Source organism: Microbispora catharanthi (assembly GCF_006334915.2).
In the GTDB taxonomy this organism is placed as follows: Bacteria; Actinomycetota; Actinomycetes; order Streptosporangiales; family Streptosporangiaceae; genus Microbispora; species Microbispora catharanthi.
Genome location: NZ_VDMA02000003.1, coordinates 408094 through 429671, shown reverse-complemented (window position 1 = coordinate 429671; position 21578 = coordinate 408094). Strand labels below are relative to the sequence as shown.

20 protein-coding genes and 1 pseudogene are annotated in these 21578 nt (G+C 72.4%); 8 read left to right on the top strand and 13 right to left on the bottom strand.

The genetic code is table 11. The features are described 5' to 3' along the window. Positions 1–71: 71 nt before the first annotated feature. The 6 genes from FH610_RS07670 to FH610_RS07645 all read right to left on the bottom strand — a co-directional run bounded on the left by FH610_RS07670 (position 72) and on the right by FH610_RS07645 (position 6846). Positions 72–2687 (bottom strand): FtsX-like permease family protein, encoded by a 2616-nt coding sequence (locus FH610_RS07670; protein ID WP_139573568.1) that lies wholly within the window; start codon positions 2685–2687, stop codon positions 72–74. Continuing rightward, positions 2684–3367, bottom strand: coding sequence for an ABC transporter ATP-binding protein (locus tag FH610_RS07665; RefSeq protein ID WP_139573710.1), 684 nt, complete (start codon positions 3365–3367; stop codon positions 2684–2686). The genes FH610_RS07670 and FH610_RS07665 overlap by 4 nt, the downstream gene beginning before the upstream one ends. A 56-nt stretch (positions 3368–3423) precedes the next feature. Further along, a complete protein-coding gene (locus FH610_RS07660; protein ID WP_139573567.1) occupies positions 3424–3960 on the bottom strand; it encodes a PadR family transcriptional regulator in 537 nt (178 codons plus the stop codon). Positions 3961–4030: 70 nt separating this feature from the next. After that, on the bottom strand, positions 4031–4618 hold the full coding sequence (locus FH610_RS07655) for a CGNR zinc finger domain-containing protein (protein ID WP_139573566.1): 588 nt from the start codon (positions 4616–4618) through the stop codon (positions 4031–4033). 61 nt (positions 4619–4679) lie between these two features. Next, positions 4680–4886, bottom strand: a complete 207-nt coding sequence (locus FH610_RS07650) for a hypothetical protein (protein ID WP_139573565.1) — start codon at positions 4884–4886, stop codon at positions 4680–4682. Continuing rightward, positions 4876–6846 (bottom strand): PspC domain-containing protein, encoded by a 1971-nt coding sequence (locus tag FH610_RS07645; protein ID WP_139573564.1) that lies wholly within the window; start codon positions 6844–6846, stop codon positions 4876–4878. The genes FH610_RS07650 and FH610_RS07645 overlap by 11 nt, the downstream gene beginning before the upstream one ends. Positions 6847–6989: 143 nt before the next feature. On the opposite strand from FH610_RS07645, the gene FH610_RS07640 reads away from it, so the two are divergent. Further along, complete coding sequence (locus tag FH610_RS07640; protein ID WP_420813662.1) at positions 6990–8165, top strand: ATP-binding protein; 1176 nt, start codon at positions 6990–6992, stop codon at positions 8163–8165. On the opposite strand, the pseudogene FH610_RS07635 reads toward FH610_RS07640, so the two are convergent. Further along, positions 8137–9392: pseudogene (locus FH610_RS07635) on the bottom strand (RNA-guided endonuclease InsQ/TnpB family protein). The gene FH610_RS07640 and the pseudogene FH610_RS07635 sit on opposite strands and share 29 nt — an antisense overlap. A gap of 146 nt (positions 9393–9538) precedes the next feature. Between FH610_RS07635 and FH610_RS07630 the strand changes: the two are divergent. The 3 genes from FH610_RS07630 to FH610_RS07620 are packed head-to-tail and all read left to right on the top strand — an operon-like array spanning position 9539 to position 12436. After that, positions 9539–10177 (top strand): response regulator, encoded by a 639-nt coding sequence (locus tag FH610_RS07630; protein WP_139573562.1) that lies wholly within the window; start codon positions 9539–9541, stop codon positions 10175–10177. 57 nt (positions 10178–10234) lie between these two features. Continuing rightward, entirely contained in the window at positions 10235–11695 is a 1461-nt protein-coding gene (locus FH610_RS07625; protein ID WP_139573561.1) for a glutamate-cysteine ligase family protein, read from the top strand. Positions 11696–11755: 60 nt separating this feature from the next. Continuing rightward, positions 11756–12436 (top strand): neutral zinc metallopeptidase, encoded by a 681-nt coding sequence (locus FH610_RS07620; protein WP_139573560.1) that lies wholly within the window; start codon positions 11756–11758, stop codon positions 12434–12436. 10 nt (positions 12437–12446) lie between these two features. Here the strand turns inward: FH610_RS07620 and FH610_RS07615 are convergent, their stop codons facing one another. Both FH610_RS07615 and FH610_RS07605 read right to left on the bottom strand, forming a co-directional pair. Further along, positions 12447–13328: an aldo/keto reductase gene (locus FH610_RS07615; protein WP_139573559.1), complete on the bottom strand. Its 882-nt coding sequence runs from the start codon at positions 13326–13328 to the stop codon at positions 12447–12449. 282 nt (positions 13329–13610) lie between these two features. Further along, entirely contained in the window at positions 13611–14195 is a 585-nt protein-coding gene (locus FH610_RS07605) for an NAD-dependent epimerase/dehydratase family protein (protein ID WP_240808833.1), read from the bottom strand. A gap of 89 nt (positions 14196–14284) precedes the next feature. Between FH610_RS07605 and FH610_RS44265 the strand changes: the two genes are divergently transcribed. Genes FH610_RS44265 through FH610_RS07595 form a run of 3 tightly spaced genes read left to right on the top strand, consistent with a single transcriptional unit; the run spans position 14285 to position 15956 of the window. Further along, positions 14285–14746 carry a LysR family transcriptional regulator gene (locus tag FH610_RS44265; RefSeq protein WP_240808832.1) on the top strand — a complete coding sequence of 154 codons (462 nt, stop codon included), beginning with the start codon at positions 14285–14287 and terminating at the stop codon, positions 14744–14746. Further along, positions 14634–15176 carry a LysR substrate-binding domain-containing protein gene (locus tag FH610_RS44260; protein WP_338104522.1) on the top strand — a complete coding sequence of 181 codons (543 nt, stop codon included), beginning with the start codon at positions 14634–14636 and terminating at the stop codon, positions 15174–15176. The genes FH610_RS44265 and FH610_RS44260 overlap by 113 nt, the downstream gene beginning before the upstream one ends. Positions 15177–15188: 12 nt before the next feature. Continuing rightward, a complete protein-coding gene (locus FH610_RS07595; RefSeq protein WP_139573558.1) occupies positions 15189–15956 on the top strand; it encodes a CPBP family intramembrane glutamic endopeptidase in 768 nt (255 codons plus the stop codon). Here FH610_RS07595 and FH610_RS45105 read toward each other — a convergent pair. The 4 genes from FH610_RS45105 to FH610_RS07575 form a co-directional block, all read right to left on the bottom strand. Beyond that, the gene (locus FH610_RS45105; RefSeq protein WP_139573557.1) at positions 15920–16741 is read right to left on the bottom strand and encodes a response regulator transcription factor; all 822 of its coding nucleotides are present in this window, start codon (positions 16739–16741) and stop codon (positions 15920–15922) included. The two genes, FH610_RS07595 and FH610_RS45105, sit on opposite strands and share 37 nt — an antisense overlap. Continuing rightward, positions 16738–17898 carry a sensor histidine kinase gene (locus tag FH610_RS07585; RefSeq protein WP_139573556.1) on the bottom strand — a complete coding sequence of 387 codons (1161 nt, stop codon included), beginning with the start codon at positions 17896–17898 and terminating at the stop codon, positions 16738–16740. Before FH610_RS07585 ends, FH610_RS45105 begins: the two co-directional genes overlap by 4 nt. Positions 17899–17907: 9 nt before the next feature. Continuing rightward, a complete protein-coding gene (locus tag FH610_RS07580) occupies positions 17908–18396 on the bottom strand; it encodes a hypothetical protein (protein WP_139573555.1) in 489 nt (162 codons plus the stop codon). Positions 18397–18506: 110 nt separating this feature from the next. Then, positions 18507–19226, bottom strand: a complete 720-nt coding sequence (locus FH610_RS07575) for a PIG-L deacetylase family protein (RefSeq protein ID WP_139573709.1) — start codon at positions 19224–19226, stop codon at positions 18507–18509. A gap of 66 nt (positions 19227–19292) precedes the next feature. Between FH610_RS07575 and pcrA the strand changes: the two genes are divergently transcribed. Further along, positions 19293–21566 (top strand): DNA helicase PcrA, encoded by a 2274-nt coding sequence (gene pcrA / locus FH610_RS07570; protein ID WP_139573554.1) that lies wholly within the window; start codon positions 19293–19295, stop codon positions 21564–21566. Positions 21567–21578: the final 12 nt, after the last annotated feature.

The following is a 21578-nucleotide window of genomic DNA, read 5'->3' as shown; positions in this document are numbered from 1 at the left end:
GATCTAACGGATGGTCCCGTTAGAAGATGAGAGCAGACTAACGGGATCTCACGGGAAAGTCCATTAGAAGATCAGGTGACCCTTCGCCGGGGGAGTGGCAGCCGTGATCGCGTGAACACCGCGCCGCCGAGCGCGGCCAGCAGGGGAAGCACCACGACCAGCAGGCCGACGAGCGCCCAGGGGATCGCGAACGCGGGCGCGGCGCCCACCGGCACGATCGTCGTCACTCCGTCCGGGCGCAGGAACGCCACCGGATGGGATACGCCCTGCCGGGCCGCGGCGATGCCCGGAGCGAGGCCGGCGAGCACGCCCGTGACCGAGGCCAGCAGTGCGATCACCAGGGCCTGCCCGGCGACGACCGCGCGTTTCACCCGTGGGGCCGCCCCCACGGCCGACATGGTCTCCAGGTCCGGACGCGCCTCGGCGGCGGCCAGCATGGTGGCGACGAACGTCATTCCCAGCACGAGGACGGCCGCGGCGATGCCCAGCACGATCAGGATGATCGTGTCGTCCGGAGCCTCCGGCACTTCAAGTCGCACGGTCGCCTTGCCGGTGATCCGCTCCACCTTCGCGGTGATCCGCTCCGCCGTCGCCCTCGGGGTGCGGAAGTCCGCGGGGTCCACCACGAGCATGGTGGTGACGGTGGCGTACCCGTTCTTCGCGGCCACCTCGGGCGCGACGACCGCACGGGCCCAGCCCTCCCCGTTGGCCCGCACGCCGGCGGCGGGCAGCGTGAGGGGCACCGAATCGCCCGGCCCGGCCACGGGCGTCAAGTCGATCCTCAGCTGTCCATCCCGGATCACGGCCGGGTTGAGCACGACGGCCTTCCCCTCGTGGAGCGCCGCCACCGCCCGGGGGTCGTCGCGCCGCAGCACGTAACGGAGCAGGTCGTCGGTCCCGACCAGGAGGCCCCCGGATTGGCTCGCGTCCGACCACTCCACTCTGCTGACGTTGGGGGCGGTGTCCGGCACCGAGGCGTACATCGGGACGCCGGACCTCGACGTGAGCGTCCGCACCTCCACCAGCGGCACACCGCCGGGCAGTTCCTCGCGTACGGCGGAGCGGACGCGATCCCAGAGCCCGGGAGTGAGGTCCGGCCCGGCGATCCACAGCGCTCCGGCGGGCGCCTTAGGGTAGTCCTGCGCGTACGCCGGTTTCTGCGCGAGCCGGCTCTGCCAGGTCACCCCCACCGCCGTGAGCGCCACGACCGCGGTCATCACCGCGGCGACGGCGGGCGCCGTACGGCCCCTGTTGCGTACGGCGTCCCTGGCGGCGAACCGGAGCGGCAGGGGGAGCCGGGCGGCGAGCCGGGCCACGGCCGCGACGAGCGCGGGCGTCAGGGCGACCAGGCCGAGCTGGGTGACCAGGGCAGAGGTGGCGATCCAGCCGAGCTCGTGACCGCCGCTCACGATGGTCGCCGCCGTGCCCGCGACGACGAGCACGATCCCGAGCAGCGGCCGGCCCGCGCGCTCGCGGCCCCGCTCGCGCCTGCCCGACAGCACGGCGACGGGGTCCGCACGGCTCGCCGCGACGGCCGGGGCGAGGGCGGCCAGCAACCCGGCGACGACGCCCAGCGCCGCGGTGGTGGCGACCACCGCCCAGGGGACGGTCAACGCGGGGAGCAGGTAGCCCGCCCGCCGCTCCAGAGCCGGTCTCGCGAGCCAGGCCGCGCCGACGCCGAGCGCCGCGCCGACCACCGAGGCGGCGACGCCGAACAGCAGGCCGTCGGCGAGCGCGATCGTCCGCAGGTGCGCGGGGGAGCCGCCCTGGACGGCGACCAGCGCGAACTCGCGAGACCTGCGCAGCCGGCCCATGGCGAAGGCCGGCCCGGCCAGCAGGACGACCTCCAGCAGCATGATCGCGACCCACGGCGCGCTCTGCGGGAGGGAGGGCCCGCGCGGTGACGGCTCGTCCGGCCCGGCCCCGTCGAGGACGGCGCGGCTGACGACGGCGAGGCCGCGCGCGTTGAGCCTCCGCACGTCCGCCCACGTCACCGGGCGCGGAGAGTCGACGAGCCAGCCGCGCGACATCAGCAGGGGATTCATCGGCCCGAACGCGGTGTCGGGCAGGCTGCCGGGGAAGACCGTGAGGTCGGGCGGGGTCCCCGTCAGGTCGAACAGGGCGACGCCGACGACCCGGAGCGGCCGGCGTGCCTCCCCGGCGAAGAGCGTGACGCCGGGAGCCATGTCCGGGCGCAGCATCGCGGCGGAAACGACGGCCTCGCCGGGAGCGGCGGGAAGCCTGCCGTCGGTGAGCCGGAAGGTGCCCCTGGACATCGGATCGCGTAGATCGACCTGACGGATCTGTCCTATGCCGTACCCCTCCGGAGTGAGGTAACGGACGTTTCCCTGGGCGACCGGGATGACCCGGCTGCCGGGCGCGAGGACCGTCGTGATCTCGGCCCCGGTGAAGGGCGTGTGCTTGCGTCCTGGCTCCCAGGAGACCTCCTCCGCCCAGGCGTCCTGGCTGAGGTTCGCCCACTCGTGGGCGCCGATCACCAGCGCGTCGGCCTGCCCGAACGGGTATCGCTGACGGTCGGGCACCGGTCCCGGGCCGAGGACGGCGGTCAGCACGAAGGCGGCGAGGGCGACCGGAAGCCCGATCATCACGAGGATCAGCGCACTGCGCCGCTTCGACCGGCGGGCATTGCGGCGGGAGATCCGTAATGACGCTCTCAGCCCACTCATCGGGCGGTCTCCATCCCGGCGGCCGCAGAGTCGACGATCTGCCCGTCCTTGAGGAAGACGACGCGGTCGGCCCAGGCGGCGTAGCGCGGCTCGTGCGTGACCAGCAGCACGGCGGCCCCGGCGTCGGCCCGCTGCCGGAGCACCTGGATGATCTCGTCGCCCGCCCGGGTGTCGAGGGCGCCGGTCGGCTCGTCCGCCAGGAGCAGCCGCCGCTCCCCGACCAGCGCGCGGGCGATGGCGGCCCGCTGGCGCTGGCCGCCCGACAGGTCGTCGGGGAACCGGTCGCCCAGGTCGGCGAGCCCGACCTCCTCCAGCACCGCGAGGGCCTCCCGCCTGGCCTTCGCCGTACGGACGCCGTCGAGCTCGCGCGGCAGCGCGACGTTCTCCGCGACGGTCAGCGACGGGACGAGGTTGAGGTCCTGGAAGACGTAACCGGCGCTCCTGCGGCGCAGCTCCGCCAGTTGCTTCGGTGCCAGATCCCGCAGCTCGCGGCCTTCGAGCGCCACCGACCCCTCCGTCGGGCGGTCCAGCCCGCCCGCGATGTTGAGCAGGGTGGACTTGCCGGACCCGGACGGGCCCATGACCGCGACCAGTTCCCCGGCGGCGACGTCCAGGCTGACGCCCCGCAGCGCGTGGACGGCCCCCGTCCCCTCGCCGTGGACGCGTACGACGCCGGTCATGCGGACGACCGGCTCGCCGTCCGGCGCGGGTAACCGGTCCGGAGATCGGTTTTCGGTCACGGATTCTCCTCGGAGGGACGGGCGAGGACGGCCTCGCAGTGGTCGAGCCAGCGCTGCTCCGCCTCGGCATGGAAGATCATCGAGTCGATGACCAGGCGCTGTGCGGCCTCGGACGACGCGTCGAGGCTCCGCAGGGCACGAGTGAGCTCCTGCAGGCCCCGCATCGTCGCGGACCGCTGGGCCCGGATGACCGCCGCCACGTCCACGCCGGGCGTGGTGACCGCCATCGCGAGCTTGATGACGAGCTCGTCGCGGGGCCGGTCGGCCCGGGAGACGGGTTTGGCGAACCACCGGTCGAGCTCGTCGCGGCCTTCGGGGGTGATGGCGTAGCGGACCCGGCCCTGCTCGTCCTGGTCGCCCTGGTCGTCGCGGGACACCAGGCCGTCGCGTTCGAGGCGGGACAGCGTCGTATAGACCTGTCCGATGTTCAGTGGCCAGGTCGTCGCCGTGGACGCCTCGAACTCGGCCCTGAGCTGATAGCCGTAGCGCGGGCCTCGGCTCAGCAGGGCGAGCAGGCCGTGTCGTACCGACATGAATACTCAGTATGCATACTGAGTATGCCCCTGTCACCGCCGGGATCGGAAAGGGTGGATGTGGAGGGGTTCAGGCGTTCTTGTGCTGGCGGTAGTGACGGGCCGCGCGGGCGCGGTTTCCGCAGGCCACGGAGCACCACTCCTGGCGCGGGTGCTCCCTGACGAAATACAGCACACACCGGGGGGCCGGGCAGGCGCGGAGTTGCTCCCGGTGCGGCCCGCCCAGCAGGTCGACAGCGGCGGCCGCGAGGGCCGCCCGCAGGCGGGCGGAGTCGCCGGCGGCCCGCGCGGGCAGGGTCCGGGCGCGGGGCGCCTCGTCCGGCGGCCATTCGAGCCGGGGGGCGACGGGCACCGCCGCCGCGGTGGCGTTCACGAGATCGAGGGAGGGCTCGAAGGCCGGCAGCCGGGCCGCGTCCGCGCCGCTCGCCGGCCCGGGGGACACGGCCCGGGCGAACAGTGCGCGGATCGCCTGTCGCAGCGCCACGACCTCGTCACGCATCTCGGGAGTGGCGACGAACGTGGCGGGGTCGATGTCGAGCTCGGGGGCGTGGTCGCCGACCCAGGCGGTAAGGCCGCCGACGTCCTCCAGTGCGTCCACCGGGCCGGACCGGTCCGCGCGGATGGTGCTCACGAATTCCAGGGCCAGCAGCGAGGACATCGGTTCAGTCTAACGCGGCCGGCCGGGCGTACCCGTGAGGGCGGGAGGCTGCCTGGCGGCTTCAGCGGCGGATGGCCTTGGCGAGGATGGCGACGAAGGCCGCGAAGCCCAGCCCCCCGACGAGGACGGGCGCCATGATGACGGCGTCGGGGTCGGGCCCGGTCAGGTAGCGGATGCCCATGCCGATGAACAGCAGGCCGCACAGCAGGCACATCCAGTTCGTACGGTGCACCCGGCGCGGGCGCTCGGGTCGCGACTCAGGCCGCACGGCGCACCTCCACGTCGCCGACCCCGGCCTTGACGTGCAGCTCGATCGTCGGCACGTCGCCCTCGAGGGGCGTCTCCGGCTCGAGGACGCGGTCGAACCGCACGTCGCTGCCGTCCTCGACCTTGTGGTCGATCTTCACCTCGCCCAGCTTGGCGGAGCCGTGCACCTCCACGCGGGCGGTCGTCGGGACGATCACCGTGAGCTGCCCCATCGACACCGAGGCGTCGAACCTGACCCGGCCGCCCGGTGTGAGCGTCACGTCGCTCAGGTCGAGCTTCCCCTCGCCGATGCCCAGTTCGTAGGCGCCGGGCGACTGGACGGAGCCGACAGGGTGCCAGACGAAGCTGCCGACCTTGCGGGGGATGCCGTTCACCGTCGAACTTCCGACCAGCACGAGGGCCACGATCGTCCCCGCCGCGATCAGCGCCGCGCCCCGGCCGAACCACGCCGCGACCAGCAGGCCCGCCCCGATCGTGACGAGAACCGCCCCGCCGACGACCGGCAGGCCGACCGAGCCGGAGCCGGTCCGCTGCATGGTGACCATGATCCCTCCAACGATCAGGGCGAGGCAGATGGTGAGGCCGCCGACGAACGACCTGGGACGCTTCGGCTTCGCCGGCCGCGCGGGCGGCGGCGTGGGCGGCGGCGTGGGCAGGGCGTAGGGGCTCGGCGGAGGGTAGGGCGCCCCGTAGGGCTGGTACGGCTCCCGCCTCGTGTAGGGGCCGTGGGGGGCGAAGGGCTCTCCGGCTCCGTAGCCGTGCCCTCCGGCTCCCCGCATGCCGTGCCGGTGGTCCTGGGCGCCGCTGTCACCGTACGCGCCCGCCCGGGCCTCGCGGGCCAGGTCGGACAGCCGCCGGTAGCCGTCGCCGGCGGGAGGCGCGGAGACGGAGGGCCCAGGCGCTCCGGGAGCCCAGCCGGCCGGCGTCCCGTGGACGTCCGGTCCCACGGCGTTCGGGTCCGGGGTGTACGACGTGCCGGGCGCGGGCTCCGCGGCCAGCCGGTTGACGGGTTCGAAGGGCCGGGTCGGCGGGTCGCCGTCGGCCCGCCCCGCCGGTGCCGCCGTGTCCCCCGCGACTGCCTCCTGGACGAGCGTGTCGTCCACGGCCTTCGGGGGTGCTGCCACCGGGTCCTGGATGACCGTGTCCTGGATCGCGGTGTCGTGGATCGCCGTGTCGTGGATCGCGGTGTCGTCCACGGCCGCGGGCTGCACCATCGTGTCCTGGATCGCGGTGTCGTCCGTGACTCTGTCCGTGGCCGGGCCGGGGGCTGCGGTTTCCGCCGCGGGCGCCTGCGCTGTGGCTCCCTGCGGCGCCTGCGCGGTGTCCTCCTGCGGCGCCTGTGCCTGCGGCGCCGGGGTCTCCCGCAGCGGCGTCTCCGCCATCGGCGCCTGCGCCCCGGGGGCGCCGGCCGATCCGTACGGCTCCCTCGCGGGCGGCGGGGTGAAGGGCGCGAACGTCGCGAAGTTCGGGGCGGCCCGGGTCATGCCGCGCCGTCCGGTCGCCCGCTCGGGCATCGACTTGGCCATCGTCAGCAGGTCGACGCCGCGCGCGTGGGCGGCCATCAGCACGATGGCCAGCAGCGTGCCGACCACGATCGTGCCGCGGTTGATCCCGCCGGAGGCGACGTTGATGATCAGGCCGAACGCGAAGACCGCGGCCAGCAGCGCGAGCACGGTCTCGGCGTCGAACAGCCGCCGGGTCCACTGCTCCAGGTGACCGGGGCCGCCGCCCGGCTGGCGCATCAGCAGGAACGCCGCGACGTACAGCATGACGCCGATGCCGGAGGCGAGCACAAGCACGGCGAAGCCGACCCGGAAGAGCACGGGGTCCATGCCCGTGAACCTGCCGAGGCCCGCGCAGACGCCCGTGATCATGCGCCCGTCCCTCGAGCGGCTCAGCACCTTCTCGGGCTCGGGCATGCCGGCGGAGTCGGGAGCAGGGGTCGGTGGTGCCTCGGTCATGGTCCCATCCTGGCCTCGCCCGCCGTACCCCTGCCATCGGGGGAACCCCTGACTCGTCCCCGACCCCTCAGGGATGGCGTCAGGGCATGCCCTGATGCGCTCATCGTCGGTGACGTGTGACGATGCTTCCCGAGATGTCTGAGATGACTAACGCCCCCGCGGCGTACCCCCGGATGGTCCGGCCCGCCTCGGGCCGGGTGGTCGCGGGCGTCGCGCAGGGTGCCGCCGCCCAGCTGCGGCTCGACCCCGTCGTGCTGCGCCTCGCGTTCGTGCTGCTCACCGTCGTCGACGGGCTGGGCGTCGTGGCGTACGCCGCGCTGTGGATGTTCACCCCCAAGGAGGAGGTGAAAGGCCGCGAGCCGGCCCGCGAGTGGGGCCAGCTCGCCGCCTACGGCGTGCTGTGGCTGGCGCTGGCGGGCTTCGCCTGGATGACGGGCGCCTCCAGCGGCGGGTTCGGCACGTGGCCGATCGCGGTCGGCGGCATCGGCGCGCTGATCCTGTGGCAGCAGGCCGACCCGGGACGGCGGCAGCGGTGGATGTCGGGCGCGGTCAAGCAGGTCAGCACGACCTGGGTGCGCACCGGCATCGGAGCGCTGCTCGTCGTCGTCGGTGCGATCGGCTTCCTGGCCGCGAGCGGCGAGCTGGCCAAGGCCGGGACCGGGCTCGTGTTCACCGCGGTCGTCGTCGGCGGCATGCTGATGATCGCCGCGCCCTGGCTGGCCTCGCTCGTGAAGGAGCTCCAGCGGGAGCGCACCGAGCGCATCAGGCAGGAGGAGCGGGCCGAGGTGGCCGCCCACGTCCACGACTCGGTGCTGCACACGCTGACCCTCATCCAGCGCAACGCCCACGACGCGCGGGAGGTCGCCAGGCTCGCCCGGTCGCAGGAGCGTGAGCTGCGCAACTGGCTCTACCAGCCCAAGCAGGACGCCGACGCCACCCTCGCCGCCGCCGTGCGGCGGGTCGCGGCCGAGGAGGAGGACGCCCACGGCGTGCAGATCGAGGTGGTCTGCGTGGGCGACTGCGAGCTGAACGAGGGCCTGGGGGCCCTGCTGCAGGCCGCCCGGCAGGCGATGGTCAACGCGTGCAAATACAGTGGGGCTCCGGTGGTCTCCGTCTACGCCGAGGTCGAGCCCGACGAGGTGACGGTGTTCGTCCGGGACCGGGGCAAGGGCTTCGTGCTCGACGACGTCGCCGGGGACCGGATGGGCATCCGCCAGTCGATCATCGGCAGGATGGAGCGCAACGGGGGAAGTGCCCGGGTCAGGACCGAACCGGGCGACGGAACCGAGGTCATGCTGACCATGAAGAGGGAGCATTGACTTCCTCCCCTCCCGGAAAGGTGGGGAGTCCAACCGTCACCGGCTGGGCTTCCTGCTTCGCTGCCGGTCGCCCGCCCGAGAGGATTCTCGTTGAGGTCTCACACCAGCTCCACAGGCGTTTCGCCTCTCCGCCAGCCCGGCGGCGAGGATGTTCTCGGCGGCGTTGACGTCCCGGTCGTGGACCGCACCGCAGGCGCATCGCCACTTCCTGACGTGCAGCGGCAGGGATCGTTGGAGCGTGCCGCACGCCGAACACAGCTTGGAGGAGGGGAACCACCGGTCCACGACCAGCAGTTCCCGTCCGTACCAGGCCGCCTTGTACTCCAGCATCGCCCGCATTTCCCGCCACGATGCGTCGGATATGGCGCGGGCGAGTCTCCTGTTCTTCATCAGGTTGCGGACGGTGAGGTCCTCGATCACGACCGTTTGGGTCTCACGGACGAGCCGAGTGGTCGACTTGTGCAGGTGGTCCCGGCGTCGGTCGGCGATCCGGGCATGGATGCGCGCCACCTTGAGACGGGCCTTGGCATGGTTCGCCGATCCCTTGGCTTTGCGGGCGAGCGCCTGCTGCGCCCTGGCCAGCCTGCGCCGGTCGGCCCGCTCATGGCGCGGGTTGGTGACCTTCTTCCCCGTGGACAGCGTCACCAGAGCGCTGATCCCCGCGTCCACACCGACCGCGTCCCCGTTGGGGGCGAGCGGGCGGATCCTCTCCTCCACCAGGATCGACACGAACCACCGTCCCGCGCTGTCGCGGGACACGGTCACCGTGGACGGTCGGGCGCCGTCCGGGAGCGGCCGCGACCACACGACGTCCAGCGGGGTGTCCATCTTGGCCAGCGTCAATTGGCCGTTGCGCCAGCGGAAGCTCGAGCGGGTGTATTCCGCCGATGCCCGGGATCGCTTGCGGGACTTGAACGCAGGGTAGTTGGCCCGCTTGGCGAAGAAGTTCCCGAACGCCGCGTACAGATGGCGCAGCGCCTGCTGCAGCGGCATCGACGACACTTCGGAGAGAAACCCAAGCTCGGGGGTCTTCTTCCACGCGGTGAGAGCGGACGAGGACTCCATGTAGGAGACGCGGCGGCCTTCGGTCCCATAGGCACGGATGTGCTGCTCCAGCGCCTTGTTGTAGACCAGGCGGACGCAGCCGAACGTCCGCGCAAGCTTGTCGGCCTGCTCATGGGTCGGGTAGAAGCGGTACTTGTAGGACCGCTTCACGATCTGCGCCACAGCGTCACACTCAGCGACGGATCGGTCGCGCACTGGCCGGTTGCGGTAGATGGCGGTTTGCCTTTGGGACAATCGTCTGTCCCTGCGCTACTCCGCAGAGCTCTGATTCCTCCCGCCCGCAGGCGGAGTTTCCTCGGAGGTAACTGATGAAGACCGTACGCGTGCTGATCGTCGACGACCACCGGCTGTTCCGGTCCGGCGTGCGGGCCGAGCTGGGGCCGTCGATCCAGGTGATCGGCGAGGCCGAGGACGTGGAGTCGGCGGTGACGGCGATCGGCGAGCTGCAGCCCGACGTGGTGCTGCTCGACGTGCACATGCCGGGCGGCGGCGGCCAGGAGGTGCTGCGGCGCGTGCTCGGCTCCGGCTCCCAGGTGCGCTTCCTCGCGCTGTCGGTGTCGGACGCGGCCGAGGACGTGATCGGGGTCATCCGGGGCGGCGCCCGGGGCTACGTGACCAAGACGATCAGCGGCGCGGAGCTGACCGACGCGATCAACCGGGTGTCGGAGGGCGACGCGGTGTTCTCGCCGCGGCTGGCCGGGTTCGTCCTCGACGCGTTCGCCTCGACGGAGGCCCCGCCCATCGACCCGGAGCTCGACTCGCTCACCCAGCGGGAGCGTGAGGTGCTGCGGCTGATCGCCCGGGGTTACGCCTACAAGGAGATCGCCAAGGAGCTGTTCATCTCGGTGAAGACCGTCGAGACGCACGTGTCGAGCGTGCTGCGCAAACTGCAGCTGTCCAACCGCCACGAGCTGTCGCGCTGGGCCACCGCCAGACGTCTGGTCTGAACCCGTCTGTGCGGACCCGTCTGGTGCGATCGCCCCTTGACGTGCGACGCTCAGTGGATGGGCCGTGACGTACCCTCCGTCTCCTTCAGCCGGGAGGACCGCCGTCGCTATCGGGACAAGGTGAAGCTGTCGCTGGACGTCCTGGCCGAGATGCTGCGGGAGTCGCGGTTCGGGTTCGACCGGCCCCAGATGGGCCTGGAGATCGAGCTGAACCTGGTCGACTCCCGGGGCGAGCCGGCGATGAAGAACGCCGAGGTCCTGGCCGCCATCGCGGAGCCCGACTGGGCGACGGAGCTGGGCCAGTTCAACGTCGAGATCAACATTCCGCCGCAGGTGCTGTCCGGCGAGGGCAGCCGCCTGCTGGAGGAGTCCGTACGGCTCCGCCTCAACCGGGCGCAGGAGCGGGCGGCGCGTGTCGGCGGGCAGCTCATGCTGGTCGGCATCCTGCCGACGCTGCGCGAGAGCGACGTCAGCGAGGGGACGCTGTCGGCCAACCCCCGCTACAAGCTGCTGAACGAGCAGATCTTCGCCGCCCGTGGCGAGGATCTGCACCTCATGATCGAGGGGGTGGAGCGGCTCGACACCTACGCCGACAGCATCACCCCCGAGGCGGCGTGCACGAGCGTGCAGCTCCACCTGCAGGTCAGCCCCGAGACGTTCGCCGACCACTGGAACGCGGCCCAGGTCATCGCCGGTCCGCAGGTCGCGGTCGCGGCCAACTCGCCGTTCCTGTTCGGCAAGGAGCTGTGGCGCGAGACCAGGATCAGCCTGTTCGAGCAGGCCACCGACACCCGGCCCGAGGAGCTGAAGGCTCAGGGCGTGCGGCCGCGCGTCTGGTTCGGGGAGCGGTGGATCACGTCGGTCTTCGACCTGTTCGAGGAGAACGTCCGCTACTTCCCCGCGCTGCTGCCCCTGTGCGACGAGGAGGACCCGAGGCGGGTCCTCGACGAGGGCGGGGTGCCCGAGCTGCACGAGCTGCGCCTGCACAACGGCACCGTCTACCGATGGAACCGGCCCGTCTACGACGTCTCGGACGGCGTCCCCCACCTGCGGGTGGAGAACCGCGTGCTGCCCGCCGGGCCGACGGTGGCCGACATCGCCGCCAACGCCGCGTTCTACTACGGGCTCATGCGCGTGCTCCCGGCGGCCGAGCGGCCCGTGTGGACGCACATGTCCTTCGCCGCCGCGGAGGACAACCTCCGCAACGCCGCGCGGCACGGCCTCGATGCCCGCCTCTACTGGCCGGGCCTGGGGGAGGTGCCCGCCGCCGAGCTGATCCTGCGCAGGCTGCTGCCCATGGCCTACCACGGGCTCGACCTGTGGGAGGTCGACCCGGTCCAGCGCGACCGGCTGCTCGGCATCATCGAGCGGCGCTGCGTGACCGGCCGTACGGGGGCGGACTGGCAGGTCAGGACGGCCCGCGCGTTCGGCGGGGACCACGAGGCGCTGCGCCGCATGACGCTCCGCTACCTGCAGCACATGCACACGAACGAGCCCGTCCACACCTGGGGAATGTAAAACTCTCGCGTTCGGCGAAAAGCGCAGATCTTTGCCGCCTAAATGGGTATTCACATTGAAATGAACCGCCGAACACTGGCCGTGCTGCTGCTCCTGGCGGTCCTCGTCGCGTCCTGTGGCACCGGCTCCCCGCCCGACCGGGCCCAGCCGGGGGACGCGGCGTCCCGAGGGACGCCGTGCGAGGGCACCGGCGACGACTTCCCCGGCGACGTCAAGCTGGCCCGGTGCCTCACCGAGTGGTTCTGGTCGCAACGCTTCCAGGAGAACGGCGGGACCTATCGCCCGATCACCCGCTTCGTCGCCTATCAGGGCGCCAACGGCCCCGACTGCGGTGGGCAGGCGGCCGTGCCGGAGAACGCCTTCTACTGTCCGTACGGCCATTTCATCGCCTACGACGCGGCCTGGCTCAAGGCGATGTACGACCAGATGGGCGACGGGGCGGTCTATGTCGTGATCCCGCACGAATTGGGGCACGCCGTGCAGGCCCAACTCGTCGAGGACTTCCGCTTCAACGTGGAGCGGGAACTCCAGGCCGACTGCTACGCGGGCGCCGCGCTGAGCGGCCTGATCCGGGTGGGAGTGCTGAACACGGAGCAGGGCGACGAGGAGGAACTGCTCGCCAACCTCCAGGCGGCGGGCGACCCCACCGACATCTGGCTGGCGCCGGACGCCCACGGCACCCCGCAACAGCGCCAGCAATACTTCGCCCACGGCTACACCGAGGGAATGGGGACCTGCTGAGGCCGGCTCCTCACGGCCGGTCGAGCTCGGCGAGCTCGTCGGCGGTGAGCGTCAGCTCGGCAGCCCCGGCGGAGTCGCGGATCGACGCGGGACGGCTGGCGCCGGGGATCGGGACGACCCGCGGGGAGCGGGCCAAGTGCCAGGCCAGGCAGACCCGCTGCGGGCTCACGCCGCGTCGGCGGGCGATCGCGTGGAACGCCGTCCCACCGGCGGGGCCGCCGGGGCCCGGAAAGCTGTCCAGGGCACTGCGGGAGACGCCGCCGAGGGGGCTCCAGGGCAGGAAGGCGACGCCGAGCGCGGTGCACAGGCGCAGTTCGGGCTCGCTGTCCCGCACGGCGGGGGAGTAGCGGTTCTGGACCGAGGCCAGACGGCCGCCGAGCTCCCGGTCGGCCTCGCGGATCTGCCGGACGTCGACGTTCGAGATCCCGGCCATCCGGATCTTGCCCGTGTCGAGCAGGTCGCGCAGCGCGCCGACCGACTCGGCGAAGGGGACGTCCGGGTCGGGCTTGTGGAGCTGGTAGAGCCCGATGGACTCGGCGCCGAGTCGCTCGAGCGACGCCTCGCAGGCCCGCCTGATGTGGCGCGGGTCGCCGTTCACCGTCCACGAGCCGTCTCCGGGGCGGCCGCGGCCGCCCTTGGTGGCGACGAGGACGTCGCCGGCGTCGCCTCCGTAGGAGGCGAGAGCGCGGGCGATCAGCTGTTCGTTGTGGCCGGTCTCGCCGGCGTGCCAGTGGTAGGAGTCGGCGGTGTCGATCAGAGTGACGCCCGCGTCGAGGGCGGCGTGGATCGTGGCGATCGCCCTGGCCTCGTCGGGCCGGCCCTCGATGGACAGCGGCATGGCGCCGAGGCCGACGGCGCTCACCGGGACGTCTCCGATCAGGCGGGTGCGCACGTCCGCTCCTCCCCGGCGAGCGCCTCCCGGACGACCGACGGCAGCCAGTCGGCGACGTGCGAGAAGCGGAAGCCGAGAGCCGTGGCCCGCCCGTTGTCCATGGCATGGCAGCGGTCGAAGGAGAACGGCGAGGTGTCCTCTCCGACGGCTCCTCGATGCCAACTACGGCGAGGGCAAGCGCCAGGCGGAGGCGGTCTTCACGCGTGACAAGGCGTTCGACTTCGTCAGCGTCCGGACCGCGCACGTGCTCGGCGGCGCGGACTTCACCGGCAGGCTCGCGCACTACGTCCGCAGGATCCGGGCCGGCCTTCCGGTGATCGTGCACGAGGATCCCCGGCCGGCGTCGTTCATCCACGAGCGGGAGATCGCGCGGTTCCTCGCCTGGGCCGCGCGGGCGGACTTCACCGGCCCGGTCAACGCCGCCTCGCACGGGACCCTGGACGTACGGCAACTGTGCGCGGCCGTCGGTGAGCCCGTGTACAACGCCGGGTCGTCCCACGGCCGGTCCGTGCGCACCGGCCAGGCCTTCGGATCGACCACGTGTTCCGCGTGCGGCGGGTCGTCGAGGCCGGCGTACACCTCGACGGTCGAGGTCATGACGTAGCGCCTGGTCCTGTCCGCGAACACCCGCAGCGCGACGGCCGCCTGCACGGGCGTGTAGCAGACCTGGTCGATCACCGCGTCGAAGTGACGGTCGTCCAGGACGCGGCGCAGGGAGTCCTCGTCGTTCCGGTCGGCCCGCAGGTGCGTCACGCCCTCGGGCGCCGGAGCCGATCCCCGGTTGACGACCGTGACCGCCGTCCCGGCGTCCCGCAGGTTCTCGATCAGCCGCCTGCCGAAGTATCGGCTCCCGCCGATGATGCACATCTCGCTCACGACCACCAGAGTGTCCACGTATAGTCGTCAGCGGTAGTGGCGATCTTCTTAGTCAGTCGTAAGGAAAACTGTTGATCGACGTGCACCGGCTCGGCGTTCTGCGTGAGGTCGCCCGCCACGGCAGCTTCAACCGCGCGGCCGCCGCCCTGCGGTTCACCCCTTCGGCCGTCTCACAGCAGATCGCCGCACTGGAACGCGGCCTCGGCGTCCCCGTGGTGCAACGCAGCACGCGAGGAGTGGTCCTCACCGAGCCGGGGCGCATGCTCGTCGATGCCGCCGAGGCCATCGCCGCAGAACTGACCGACGCCCAGGAGCGCATCGACCGGCTCTCCACCGCGCGGGCCAGGTTCACGATCGCGGCGTTCGCCAGCGGGGGCCGCCGCCTCCTGCCGCCGGCGCTCACCCGTCGCCGAGCACCCCGAGGCCGAGCTGACGATCCTCGAACGCGAACCGGAGGACAGCCTGCCCCTGGTCCGGGAGGGCCGTGCCGATCTGGCCCTCGCCTACCACTTCGACGGGCCCCCGCCCGTCCGTTCCGGTGACCGCTCCGGCATGAACTGGACCCCGCTGATCGCCGACCCGCTCCGGGTCGTCCTCCCGCGTACGCATCCTCTGGCCGGGCGCGCCCGCCTCCATCTGGCCGAGCTCGCCGCCGAACGCTGGATCCTCGGATGCCTGAAGACCGTGGACCTCCTTCGCCGCTACGCCGAGCTGGCCGGCTTCGAGCTGCGGATCTCGTGCAGCGCCACCGACTACTTCTTCGCGCAGTCCCTGGTCACCGCGGGCGTGGGCGTCGCGCTCATCCCGGAGATCTCGCTCACGCCGGGCCTCGACGTGGTCGCGATCCCCCTTGAGTCGCCCAGCCCGTCCCGTTTCATCGGCATCGCGACCTCCCGTCGCCACCGCGGCCCCGCCCAGCCGTACGTCGACGCGCTGCGCGGGCTCCTGTCGGAGGGGGCCGGTCATGAGTGAGGTGGAGGACGGATGAAGCCTGCGACGGTGGCCTGTCTCGGGGTGCTCACGGCCGCGAACGTGCTCAACAACCGGGTCGCCCGGCGGTGGGCGCCGCTGACCTCGGCGGCCGCGACCGGCACGCTGCTGCTGATCGTCCGCGGGGAGGGGCTGACCTGGCGGGAGCTGGGCTTCCGCCGCGCCCGCGCCGGCGCCGTGACCGGGGGCGCGCTCGCCGCCGGCGTCGCGGCCGTCTACGCGGCGGGCGTCGCCCACCCCCGCACCCGCGCGCTGTTCCACGACGAGCGCGCGCTGGCGCTGTCGCGCCGCCGGGTGCTGGAGGAGGCCCTGGTCCAGGTGCCCTTCGGGACCGTGCTGCTGGAGGAGGTGGGCTTCCGCGGCGCGCTGCCCGCCCTGCTCGGCCGCTCGCTCCCGCCGCGTACGGCCGTCGCCGCCTCGGCCGCGCTGTTCGGACTGTGGCACGTGTTGCCCGCCATGGACATGGCCAGGGCCAACCCCGCCCTCGGCCGGCTGACCGCCGGGGAGACCCCGGGCGAGGCCGCCGGCCCCATGAAGACGGCGCGGCTGGAGACGGCGCGGCTGGAGACGGCGCGGCTGGTGGCGGGGACGGTGACGTCCACCGCGGTCGCCGGGCTCGTGTTCCACGGGCTGCGCCACCGCGCCGGGCTGCTCGCGCCCGCGCTGCTCCACCTGGCGACGAACTCCCTCGGCTACGCCGCCGCCCGGGTGGCCCGCCGCCTGGATCAGCCCTCGCCGGGGTCGGCCAAACCGGTCCGGTAGGCGTACGCGACCGCCTGGGCGCGGTCGCGCACCCGGACCTTGGCGAAAAGGTTGTTGATGTGCGTCTTGACCGTGGCCTCGCTGATGAACAGGCCGGCGGCGATCTCGGCGTTCGACAGGCCGCGCGCGATGAGCCGCAGGACCTCCGCCTCGCGCGGAGTCAGCCCGTCGGGCGGTGTACCGGCGCTGGACGACGGCCCGGCGTTCGGCGACGTCCCGGTGTCCGGCGGCGTCCCCGCTCCCGGCCTCCGGCCCGCCCTGGCCGTCTCGCGGGCGTGGCGCGGCGAGAACCGCGATCGGTGAGCCGGCGCGGCGGCCGGGCCGGGCGTCTCGCCGGGTTGTGCGGTGCCGGTGTCGCCGCCCGTGCCGGTGACGGTGTTCAGAAGGCGGCGCTGCACGCCGGGGTCGAGCTGCGCGTCGCCGTTCATCACGGTGGTCACGGCGCGGGCGATCTCCTCGGCGTCGGCGCTCTTGGTGAGGAAGCCGCGCGCCCCGGCGCGCAGCGCGGCGAAGACCGACTCGTCGTCGGTGTACGTCGTGAGCACGACGACCTGGGTGTCCGGGAACTCGGCGCGGATCCTGCGGGTGGCCTCGACCCCGTCCATCCGGGGCATGCGCAGGTCCATGAGCACCACGTCGGGCCGTTCGTCCGCGACCAGGCGGAGCGCGGCCTCGCCGTCGGACGCCGACCCCACCACCTCGATGTCCGGCAGCAGGCCGAGCAGCAGGACGAGCCCGTCGCGCACCACGGCCTGGTCGTCGACCACGAGCACGCGGGCGGTCACGCCGGCACCCGCAGCCGGACCAGGAAACCGTCCTCGGTCTCGCCGGCCTCCAGGGTGCCGCCCAGGAGTTCGGCGCGTTCGCGCATGCCCACGAGACCGTATCCTCCTCCCGGCGTCCCGGGCGCGTCACCCGGGGGGTTGACGACCTCCAGTTCGCACTCCCGGTCGCCGAAGTTCAGCCTCACGGTGGCGGGGGAGCCCGGGGCGTGCCGCCGCACGTTGGTGACGGCCTCCTGGGCGGTGCGGATCATCGCCAGCTCGGTCTCGGGCGGCAGGCGGCGTTCGACCCCGGAGACGACGACGGCGCACTCCTCGCCGGTCGCGTCGCGGAAGTCCTCGGCGAGCGCGTCCAGCGCGGCGGGCAGCGGCTGGGCGTCGTCGCGGAGCGCGGCCACGGCTCTGCGCGCTTCTTCGAGGCCCTGCTTGGCCAGCTCGCGGGCGCGTTCGACCCGGTCGAGGGCCTCCTGCGACCGGTCGGCGCGCAGCAGCAGCCGGGCGCCTTCGAGGTGCACGATCTGCGCCGACAGGGAGTGCGCGAGGATGTCGTGGATCTCCCTGGCGATCCGGGTGCGCTCGGCCAGCACGGCCTCGCCCGCCTGGGCGGCGGTGGCGGCCCTGCGCTGCCTGATGGCGTAGGCGACCGCGAAGACCACGCAGATCGACACGCACAGGCTGAGGTCGCGCTGGTGGGCTTCGGGGGTGATCGGCGGCGGTAGCAGTCCCGTGACGCTCGATCCCAGGCCCGCGAGCGCCAGCAGCAGGAGCGGCAGCGACCGGCTGAGCGGGTGCCGTACGGCCGCGGCCCCGACGCTGAACATGAGCACGGCGACGGCCGGGCCGCTGTCCGAGACCATGTCGAGGGCGATGGTCGCCACGAGGGTGAGGCCGATGAGGACGGCCTCCGCCGGGCCGTCGTTCCAGCGTCCGGGGAGGATCGGCCGCAGCCGGATGACGACCATGAGGGTCAGCGTGACGGCGATCGCGGCGGTCAGCGCGGTGACGGCGAGCCGGTCGCCGGTCAGGCCGAACCCCGGCGGGCTGGTCGCCTGCCCGCCGACCAGCAGGGCGATCACGGCCAGCCGCAGGCACGCGCCGGCGATCGCGTTCCTGCGGCGGGATTCCGGGCCGGCCTCGGCATGTCCGTCACGACTGGGCACGCCCCGACGTTAGCGGGCCGTCTGGACACCCGGCACGGGAACGGTGGGCAGGGCGCTCGCCCGCCGGGCGACGACGAGGAACTGGACACCGAGGGTCACCCCGACGAACAGGAGCACGGAGCTCTGCGACGAGGCGAGGCCGAGGAGGGAGGTCAGGGCGATCATCGCGACCCGCACGGCGACGGAGCCCACCCAGGCGATCAGGGTCGCGACGCCGCCCTGCGACCACGCCACGCCGTGCTGGTCGCGCCACACCCGCGTCGTCATGGCCCGCAGCACACCGAGGCCGGCGGCCACGAGGAGCTCCGCGACGAGCACGGCGAGGCTCAGCGCCGTGTGACGGGGGTCGACGAGCCCGCCGCCGCCGAGGCCGGCCAGGACCATCACGGCGGCGATGATCAGGCCCACGGGCCTGGCGACGGGCCTCGGCCTCATCTGCCGGTAGATCACGAAGGCGACGACGGCGAGGGCGAGGACGACGATCTGCGTGGTTTCCATGCGCACGACGGTAGGAAGACCGGGCGCGCACCGGATCGGCGCGCGGGTGGAGAACCGGGGTGGAGATCAGGCGATCTCCACCCCGGGGTGGAGGACCCCGTCCGCCCGGCTCAGGCCGTGATCACCCGCTGGAACGCCTCCGCGTACGAGCCCTCGGGGAGGCCCGCGGCGGCGGCGTGACCGGAGAGCATGCCCCTGATCATGCCGTCCAGGTCGGGGATGTGCGAGGTCTGGCTCTCGTGCGCGCGCAGCGCGGCGATCTTGCGGTCCACGGTCAGGGTGACGTCGACGTAGTGGTCGGGGGTCATGCCGCCGGTGAGCCACACCTCGCGGACGGTCCAGGCCTCCAGGCCCTCGTCGGCGAGCAGTTCGGGGAAGGCGTAGGGGTTGCGGGCGTCGGGGTAGACGGCGTCGAGGGTGGCGCCGCCGACCGCGCGGTGGTCGGGGTGGCTCGGACTGATCCGCGCGTAGTTGCGCTCGGGGGTCGAGGTGACGACCAGGTCCGGTCGCACCTGGCGGATCACCCGGGCGATGTCCCGCCGCAGGCCGAGCGTCTGCTCGACCGCGCCGTCCCGATAGCCGAGGAAGCGCAGGTCGCTCACGCCCACGCACTTGGCCGCGGCCGTCTGCTCGGTCCGGCGCAGCGCCGCCATGCCGCCGTTGTCCATCGCACGGTCGAACCCGCCCGCGTCGCCATCCGTGACCAGGCAGTACGCCACCTCGGCCCCCGCCTCGGTCAGCCGGGCGACCGTGCCCGCCGCGCCGAAGTCGATGTCGTCGGGATGTGCGACGACCACCAGCACCTTCTTGATATCCGCCTCGTCCAGCACGAGCAGCCCCTCCTCATGGTCCGGCACATCACCTTAAACGTGACTTGCCGGGCGAGTGGGCCCCGAATGTCGGCGCGCGGCCATAACCTAAGGAGAGTGTCCACCCGAGCCGCCACTCATCCGTTGCTCGACGGCCTCAACCCGCAGCAGCGGGACGCCGTCACCCACCAGGGCAGTCCGCTGCTGATCGTCGCCGGGGCCGGCTCCGGGAAGACCAGGGTGCTGACGCATCGCATCGCCTACCTGCTGGCGGAGCGTGACGTCCAGCCGGGGGAGATCCTCGCGATCACCTTCACCAACAAGGCCGCCCGGGAGATGAAGGAGCGGGTCGACAAGCTCATCGGGCCGCGGTCCAGGGCCATGTGGGTCATGACGTTCCACAGCGCCTGCGTGCGGATCCTGCGGCGCGAGGCGAAGCGGCTGGGTTTCTCCTCCAGCTTCTCGATCTACGACCAGGCCGACTCCCAGCGGCTCATGGCGATGGTGTGCCGTGAGCTCGACCTCGACCCCAAGCGCTACCCGCCGCGGTCCTTCTCAGCCCAGGTCAGCAACTTCAAGAACGAGCTGATCGACTACGAGACGGCGGCCGACCGGGCCTCGACCCATCTGGAGCGGACGCTCGCCGAGGCGTACCGCACCTACCAGCGGCGGCTCACCGAGGCCGGCGCGATGGACTTCGACGACCTGATCATGCTGACGGTCACGCTGTTCCAGCTCTTCCCCGACGTGGCCGAGCACTACCGGCGGCGGTTCCGGCACGTGATGGTCGACGAGTACCAGGACACCAACCACGCGCAGTACATGCTGATACGTGAGCTGGTCGGGCGGCCCGAGGTGCGCACCGCCGACGGCGACGTGGTGCGGGAGGGCGTCGAGCCCTCCGAGCTGGTGGTCGTCGGCGACGCCGACCAGTCGATCTACGCCTTCCGCGGCGCGACGATCCGCAACATCCTGGAGTTCGAGCGCGACTATCCGGACGCGCGGACGATCCTGCTGGAGCAGAACTACCGCTCCACGCAGACGATCCTGAACGCCGCCAACTCCGTCATCTCTCGCAACGAGGGCCGCAAGCCGAAGAACCTGTGGTCCGACCAGGGCGCGGGCCCGAAGATCATCGGCTACGCGGCCGACAACGAGCACGACGAGGCCATGTTCGTCGCGCAGGAGGTCGACCGGCTCAGCGACGACCACGGCGTCACCCCCGGCGACGTGGCGGTCTTCTACCGCACGAACGCCGCGTCCCGCGTGTTCGAGGAGATCTTCATCCGCACGGGCCTGCCGTACAAGGTCGTGGGCGGGGTGCGGTTCTACGAGCGCAAGGAGGTCAAGGACCTGCTCGCCTACCTGCGGGTCCTGGCCAATCCGAGCGACACGGTGTCGCTTCGGCGCATTCTCAACGTGCCCAAGCGCGGCATCGGCGACCGCGCCGAGGCGATGATCGAAGCGTTCGCCAACCGGGAGCGCATCGCCTTCTGGGAGGCGCTGCGCCGGGCCGACGAGGCGCCGGGGGTGGCCACCCGCTCGCTGAACGCGATCCGCGACTTCGTCACGTTGCTCGACGAACTGCGCGCCAAGGAGCTTCCGCTGTCCGACCTCGCGGAGGAGGTGCTGAGCTCCACCGGCTACCGGACGGAGCTGGAGACCTCGGGCGACCCACAGGACGAGAGCCGGCTGGAGAACCTCAACGAGCTGATCTCGGTGGCCGCCGAGTTCGAGGAGGCGAACCCGGAGGGCACGCTCGTCGACTTCCTCGAGCAGGTCTCGCTGGTCGCCGACGCCGACCAGATCCCCGACGGCGACGACAGCGGCGGCGTGGTCACGCTGATGACCCTGCACACCGCCAAGGGCCTGGAGTTCCCCGTGGTGTTCCTCACGGGCATGGAGGACGGCGTCTTCCCCCACATGCGCTCGCTGAGCGACCCGAAGGAGCTGGAGGAGGAGCGCAGGCTGGCGTACGTCGGCATCACCCGGGCCAAGGAACGGCTCTACCTGTCCAGGTCGGCGGTCCGCTCGGCGTGGGGCGCGCCGTCGTTCAACCCCGCCTCGCGCTTCCTGTCCGAGGTGCCGGGCGACCTGGTCGAGTGGCGCGGCGACCCGGGCAAGACCGCCTGGTCCGCCGCGACCTCCCGCCCGGCCGCCCGTACGGCTCCCGCGCAGAAGACCGGCGGCCGGCAGATCCCGAACCTGTCGCCGGGCGACCGGGTCACCCACGACACGTTCGGGCTCGGCACCGTGGTGGCGGTGGACGGTCAGGCCGAGAAGACGCGGGTGAAGATCGACTTCGGCAGCGAGGGCGAGAAGACCCTGCTTCTCGCCTACGCCCCGATCGACAAGCTCTGATCGACAAGCTCT